Below are 6,637 nucleotides of genomic sequence, written 5' to 3' on the forward strand. Positions count from 1 at the left end.
TTATGCTGAGTGGAAATCCAGTATTGGCGGTGTAATTTCAGCCCAGGATGTAGCAAAAGCTGTCTTCGTGAAATTGCTATTGCTCCCACTAAGCAACAAAATTAAGAATCCACGATGAAAAAATTTATTTTACTGTAGGATACAAGGTAAACAAGGTGATTGTGTTACTAAGAGTCAATTTCGGTGGAGAAGAATGTCAAGCAAGCCAATTCATTCATAAAAAACAGTCAAAATATGAAAAAGTTTAAAATAATCAGTGTTGAACAAGCCTATTCGTATTGGATAAAAAAATGATGGATTACTCGTTGATATCCGTGATTCACGAAGTTATATCTCAAACCACATACCTAGGGCAATCCATCTAACGAATGACAATTTGTCAAGTTTTCTCCAACAGACAGACTTTACCGAGCTGTTGATGGTGATGTGCTACCATGGCAATAGCAGTAAGAGAGTAGCTCAATATCTATTGGAGCAAAGTTTTACTGAAACCTATAGCATTGAAGGTGGTTTTGATGCTTGGAGTAAAAGGTATTTAAAGAATATTACTATCGGTAACGGCTAGCGCCTTATCTTCTGAAGTCAAACACAAAGAACATTAATATCGTGTATAACCACTTATCTGGGTGATTTTTTGGTTTGTCTGTTGATTTTTGTTTACACTAAAATGAAAGTGAGCTGACATTAACGAACTGTTTTGAACATCTGGAGGAAGATAACGTGGAAAGCAAAGACTTGATCGTGATAGGTGGGGGCATCAACGGAGCAGGTATCGCTGCGGACGCTGCTGGGCGAGGTCTGTCAGTACTGTTACTTGAAGCGCAAGACTTAGCTTGTGCTACCTCTTCTGCTAGTTCTAAACTTATTCATGGTGGCTTACGTTATTTAGAACATTATGAATTTCGTCTAGTCAGTGAAGCACTAGCGGAACGTGAAATATTATTGAAATTAGCATCTCATATCGTTTCTCCAATGCGTTTTCGTTTACCACATCAAGCCCATCTACGTCCAGCCTGGATGATACGTGCTGGTCTATTTCTCTATGATCATTTAGGTAAACGTTCTAGCTTACCGGCCAGTAAGAGTTTGCGGTTTGGCTCAGAATCAGTACTGAAACCAGAACTGGTGCGCGGATTCGAATATTCCGACTGTTGGGTTGATGATGCGCGCTTAGTGGTACTTAATGCTCAAACAGTAGTAAAACATCATGGAGAAGTCCGTACTCAGACGAGAGTCACCCGAGCATGGCGTGAACAAGGTCTGTGGAAAGTCGAAGCCACGGACGAAAAAAGTGGTAAAAGTCGTACCTGGTATGCTAAAGGCCTTGTTAACACGACTGGTCCTTGGATAAAACAATTTTTTGATGATGCTCTAGCGCTAAAATCGCCTTATGGTATTCGATTGATTAAAGGTAGCCACATTGTTCTGCCACGTGTTCATGAGCAATCCGAAGCTTATATTCTGCAAAACGAAGACAATAGAATAGTCTTTGTTATTCCTTGGTTGGATAAATACTCAATCATCGGTACTACGGATGTGGAGTATCATGGAGATGCTAAAGAAGTCGCGATTGATGATCATGAAATCGACTATTTATTAAATGTCTATAACCATCATTTTATCAAACAATTGGGACGTGCTGATATCGTCTGGACTTATTCTGGTGTTCGCCCCTTATGTGACGATGAATCTGATTCACCTCAAGCTATTACACGTGATTATAATCTGGATATTGCTGATGAAGGAGGAAGTCTCCCACTGCTATCAGTATTTGGTGGTAAGCTGACGACTTATCGTAAACTGGCAGAACATTCATTGGAAAAACTGCGCCGCTATTACCCTAAAATGGGTCCAGCCTGGACTAAGTATGCTGAATTACCAGGGGGCAATATTGAAGGCGATCGAAAGAGTTATGCTATGAAATTACATTCTCGTTTCAATTGGTTGCCAGAAAAACTAGCATATCGCTATACCAGTACCTATGGTAGTCATAGTGAATTAATCTTAAATAATGCGCATAGCCTTGCTGATTTAGGCGAACATTTTGGCCATGATCTGTATGAAGCCGAGCTATGTTATTTAATAGAAAAAGAATGGGTGGTTAAACTTGACGATGTGATTTGGCGCCGTACCAAATTGGGGATGTATCTTGATGATATGCAAAAACAACGGATTAATACGTGGTTAAGCAATAAAGCACAAGAGACTTCCGAATAACGCTAGCCATAATGAATAGACCTCTTTCCAAACCGTAGCAAGTGATGCGGAGTCAAGGCGGCCCCGCGCACAGCAACCTTCATTGCCATAAGTACATGAGGATTGCGCGCACCGGGCAACGCAGGATCCGCGTCACGCAGTAGGTTTCCGAAGAGGTCTAATGGAAAAAGTCGTTATTTTTGCTCTGGTGAGGGTTGTTTTTTTTGCCATATTAAAAATTCAAAAATGCCAAATATAAAAATTTTAGCCTGTTGCCATTTGCTAATGGGCTGATCTTTTGGCTGTGTTGATTTAAGCAGTGCCAATTGTAATCCATGCACTAAGACCATCAATATCATAGCTACATTGATAAAATACTGTAAAGGTTTAGGAAGTGGGTGAAAAAGGTTAAGCAGCAAGAAACTCCATATGCCTAGCATGAATAATCGACCAAGATTAAGCCACATCTTATTTACTCCTGTTTTAAGTGACGACGAATATACAATCTGTAAATAATCTGACCGGCTGTTTTTTCCCGGTGTAATTGCCAATGGCTAGGGAAAGCTACCCTTGTGTCTTTTACTGCAGTTTCAACATAAATCCATGCTTCATCGGCTAACCAGTTTCTTTTTTCAAGTAAATAAATTGTTTTTGTTAGCAATTCCTGCTGAAAGGGGGGATCTAAAAATATCACATCGTAAGGTTGGCCTGTTTGTGCTAACCAGTTCAAAGTGTTGGTATTGATCACACATCCATCTTCTGCTTTTAATAGAGCCAAATTATTTATTAATTGTTGTGCAACATTATTTTCTAATTCTAACAAAGTAGCTGACTTTGCATAACGTGACAAAGCTTCTACCCCTAAGGCTCCACTGCCGGCAAAACAGTCTAGACAGCGGGCATTTTGGATCATCGGATCCAACCAATTAAAGAGTGTTTCTCGTACTCGATCAGGTGTGGGGCGTAAACCGGGGCTAGTGAGCACGGGAAGTTTACGGCCCCGCCATTGACCACCAATAATACGAACTTGCCCGAGCGTATGATGTTGCGATTTTTTTATCATTCCAGCGTTAATATTACAAAGTAGATTTTGCAAAGAATCTATTTTAGCTATGGATAAGGTGTGGAGGGAAGATTTAAATTAAGCCAATTGCCGTAAAACTTCAGTCTTCAATCCGGAGAATAGGGCAGGGTATATGACCGAGGGAATGTCAACAATGAAAACAGTCACCAGGCTCTAGTTGCTTTAACATGGAAAATGTTAGACTGCTAGGCTATGACCTTAATTTAGCTAAATTATCATTTGATCGCTGGGAGTGTAGCTGTAAATGGCAAAAGAAAAAAACGGGGCTTCTTTCTTGGTTCAGCTTTGGAAATCAGCATCAGAGCAAAGAGCAAACGGCAGAACCCTCTCAAAAGATTGGCGTCGGTGATAAAAAATCGACCATATCTACTCAAGATGATGAAAAAACTAACAGCCCCATTGTAGCCGATCATGAAAAATTAGCTGAATCTCATACTGAATCCGCTGTAGCAACAAGGTTAAACGAAACCCTTGAACAAAAAGCTAAACCAATAGTTGAAAATAGCAACGTACAAAAACAGCCGAATAAAGAGAATTTTTTTACCCGTCTAAAAAAAAGTTTATTGAAAACAAAACAAAACATTGGTTTCGGTCTGCTGAACTTGTTCCGTGGTAAGAAAATTGATGATGATTTTTTTGAACAATTGGAAGAAAAGCTGCTCATTGCTGATATTGGCGTAGAAACAACCCATAAAATTATCAAGTCTTTGACTGAGCATGCCAATCGTAAACAACTCAAAGATGCTGAAGTGTTATACGAAAAGTTAAAAGAAACCATGGCTGAAATTTTAGCTAAAGTTGATAAACCGCTAGAGACTAATGGCAAAAATCCATGTGTTATCTTAATGGTTGGTGTTAACGGGGTGGGTAAAACGACCACGATCGGTAAATTGGCCTATCAGTTTCAAGCACAAGGCAAATCCGTCATGCTAGCCGCGGGTGACACTTTTCGTGCCGCTGCCGTTGAACAATTACAAGTATGGGGCGAACGTAACAATATTCCGGTCATTGCTCAACACACTGGCGCCGATTCTGCTTCGGTCATTTTCGATGCATTTCAAGCGGCTAAAGCACGTAACATTGATGTGCTGCTGGCTGATACGGCGGGACGTTTACAAAATAAAACTGATCTGATGATTGAGCTACAAAAGATAGTCCGGGTAATGAAAAAAATAGATGAGAAAGCGCCCCATGAAATTATGCTAACACTGGATGCAAGCACCGGACAAAATGCGGTTAATCAAGCAAAATTATTTCATGAAGCGGTTGGGCTGACCGGGATTAACTTGACTAAACTTGATGGGAGCGCTAAAGGCGGAGTGATTTTTGCTATCGCCGATCAGTTCGGTATACCCATTCGTTACATTGGTGTGGGGGAAGCTATTGAAGATCTACGGCTATTTAAGGCAGATGATTTTATTGAGGCTCTTTTTGCCCGAGAGGATTAATAGCCATGATTCGTTTTGAACAAGTTAGTAAAGCTTACCTTGGCGGAAAACAAGCACTGCAAGGGATTGATTTTCATCTACCTCGAGCACAAATGGCATTTTTGACCGGCCATTCTGGTGCAGGTAAAAGCACCTTACTGAAACTCATTTGCGGGATAGAAAGACCCAGTGCTGGTCATATTTGGTTTGATGGTCATGATATTAGCCGCCTGGAAAACCGCGAAATCCCTTTTCTTCGTCGTCAGATTGGCATGATTTTTCAGGATCACCATTTGTTGCTAGATCGAACAGTATATGACAATGTAGCCATGCCTCTCATTATCGTTGGTGCCAGCACTGAGGACATCCGGCGACGGGTGTCAGCAGCTTTAGATAAAGTAGGTTTGCTAGATAAAGCCAAAAATTTTCCTCTCCAGATTTCCGGTGGTGAACAACAGCGAGTGGGTATTGCTCGTGCTGTAGTTAATAAACCAGCGGTATTATTGGCTGATGAGCCGACAGGTAATTTAGATGAAACTTTGTCGCAAGAGATTTTACGACTATTCGAAGAATTTAACCGTGTAGGAGTCACTGTATTAGTAGCTACTCATGATACTTCACTGATCATCAAACAACGATATCAGGTTCTGACATTAAGCCAAGGCAGAATGTCGGGAGTACATCATGGCAAGTAAATCGAAAAAAACTAAAATCCTACAAGGCGGTTGGTCTGTACAGTGGCGATATGCTTGGAAAAATATATTAACGGATATGTTGCGTCAACCGCTAGCAACCCTGTTAACAGTGACGGTGATCACTATTTCACTTACGTTACCGAGTGTGTGTTATATCGTCTGGAAAAATATCAATCAAGCCGCTACTCAGTGGTATCCGATACCGCAACTTACTCTCTATTTAGATCAAACGTTAGATGATAATGCGACTGAAAAAGTAGTTAGGTTATTAAAATCTATCCCTGAAATTGAAAAAGTTAACTATTTATCACGAGAAGAGGCGGTAAATGAGTTTCGTCATTGGTCTGGTTTTGGCGGCGCACTAGACATGTTGGAAGAAAATCCATTGCCTGCTGTAGCGATAATTACACCAAAATCTAATTTTCAACATTTAGAAATGTTGAATACCCTAGGTGAAAAAATCAATAAAATAGCAGGAGTGGCGGAAGTTCGTATGGATGACAGTTGGTTCGCTCGTCTCAGTGCGCTAACTAAACTCATCGGCCAAATAGTCACGATAATTGGTTTATTGATGGTGGTAGCTGTATTTTTAGTGATTGGTAACAATGTTCGCTTAAGTGTTTTTAGCCGTCGAGACACAATTAATGTCATGAAATTAATGGGGGCTACTGATGGATTTATCCTGCGCCCTTTTCTCAATGAGGGAGTTGTACTAGGATCCGCTGGCGCCTTATTATCATTAATTCTGTCTGAAACTCTCGTTTTTCAGTTAGGCGGGGTAGTTATGCAGGCCGCGAGTGTCTTTGGAACAAACTTTAATTTACAAGGCCTGAGTTGGGATGAAAATCTTTTATTTCTGCTTGTTGCTAGTATGATTGGTTGGTTGGCAGCATGGTTGGCTACGATTGAGCATTTACGCAAATTTACACCACAATGAATAGACCTCTTTGGAAACCGTAGTTCGTTATGCGGAGTCAAGGCGCCCGGCGCGCAGCAACCTTCGTTAACATAAAGTACATGAGGATTGCGCGCACCGGGCAACGCAGGATTCGCGTCACGCAGTAGGTTTCCGAAGAAGTCTAATGATGGAATACGCTATTTACAGTAGCGTCCCTTGATCCGCTATTCGATGATGAAAAAATAAAAAATAGCGTTGGCTATCCCTTCTAGTCAGGCTTATACTAATAAAATAAATAGAAAACATTTTTTAAAGCCCTCTGCGACATTTTCTTTAG

6 protein-coding genes and 1 pseudogene are annotated in these 6,637 nt (G+C 40.8%); 5 read left to right on the forward strand and 2 right to left on the reverse strand.

Going from position 1 to position 6,637, the window contains the following annotated elements:
- The first annotated feature begins 234 nt into the window (after nucleotides 1–234).
- A pseudogene (gene glpE, locus REG_RS11400) lies at nucleotides 235–565 on the forward strand (thiosulfate sulfurtransferase GlpE).
- A 155-nt stretch (nucleotides 566–720) separates the two neighbouring features.
- Entirely contained in the window at nucleotides 721–2,217 is a 1,497-nt protein-coding gene (glpD, locus tag REG_RS08200; RefSeq protein ID WP_006705214.1) for a glycerol-3-phosphate dehydrogenase, read from the forward strand.
- Nucleotides 2,218–2,390: 173 nt separating this feature from the next.
- Here glpD and REG_RS08205 read toward each other — a convergent pair whose 3' ends face one another.
- Together REG_RS08205 and rsmD are read right to left on the reverse strand one after the other, a co-directional pair.
- The gene (locus tag REG_RS08205; protein ID WP_039908129.1) at nucleotides 2,391–2,663 is read right to left on the reverse strand and encodes a DUF1145 family protein; all 273 of its coding nucleotides are present in this window, start codon (nucleotides 2,661–2,663) and stop codon (nucleotides 2,391–2,393) included.
- A gap of 5 nt (nucleotides 2,664–2,668) precedes the next feature.
- Nucleotides 2,669–3,259: a 16S rRNA (guanine(966)-N(2))-methyltransferase gene (gene rsmD / locus REG_RS08210; protein ID WP_039908132.1), complete on the reverse strand. Its 591-nt coding sequence runs from the start codon at nucleotides 3,257–3,259 to the stop codon at nucleotides 2,669–2,671.
- 188 nt (nucleotides 3,260–3,447) lie between these two features.
- Between rsmD and ftsY the strand changes: the two genes are divergently transcribed.
- The 3 genes from ftsY to ftsX are packed head-to-tail and all read left to right on the forward strand — an operon-like array spanning nucleotide 3,448 to nucleotide 6,339.
- Complete coding sequence (gene ftsY / locus REG_RS08215; protein ID WP_006705216.1) at nucleotides 3,448–4,728, forward strand: signal recognition particle-docking protein FtsY; 1,281 nt, start codon at nucleotides 3,448–3,450, stop codon at nucleotides 4,726–4,728.
- 5 nt (nucleotides 4,729–4,733) lie between these two features.
- On the forward strand, nucleotides 4,734–5,402 hold the full coding sequence (gene ftsE / locus REG_RS08220; protein ID WP_006705217.1) for a cell division ATP-binding protein FtsE: 669 nt from the start codon (nucleotides 4,734–4,736) through the stop codon (nucleotides 5,400–5,402).
- Nucleotides 5,392–6,339 (forward strand): permease-like cell division protein FtsX, encoded by a 948-nt coding sequence (ftsX, locus tag REG_RS08225; protein WP_006705218.1) that lies wholly within the window; start codon nucleotides 5,392–5,394, stop codon nucleotides 6,337–6,339. The genes ftsE and ftsX overlap by 11 nt, the downstream gene beginning before the upstream one ends.
- The last annotated feature ends 298 nt before the right edge of the window (nucleotides 6,340–6,637 follow it).

It is taken from the genome of Candidatus Regiella insecticola LSR1, assembly GCF_000143625.1.
In the GTDB taxonomy this organism is placed as follows: Bacteria; Pseudomonadota; Gammaproteobacteria; order Enterobacterales; family Enterobacteriaceae; genus Regiella; species Regiella insecticola.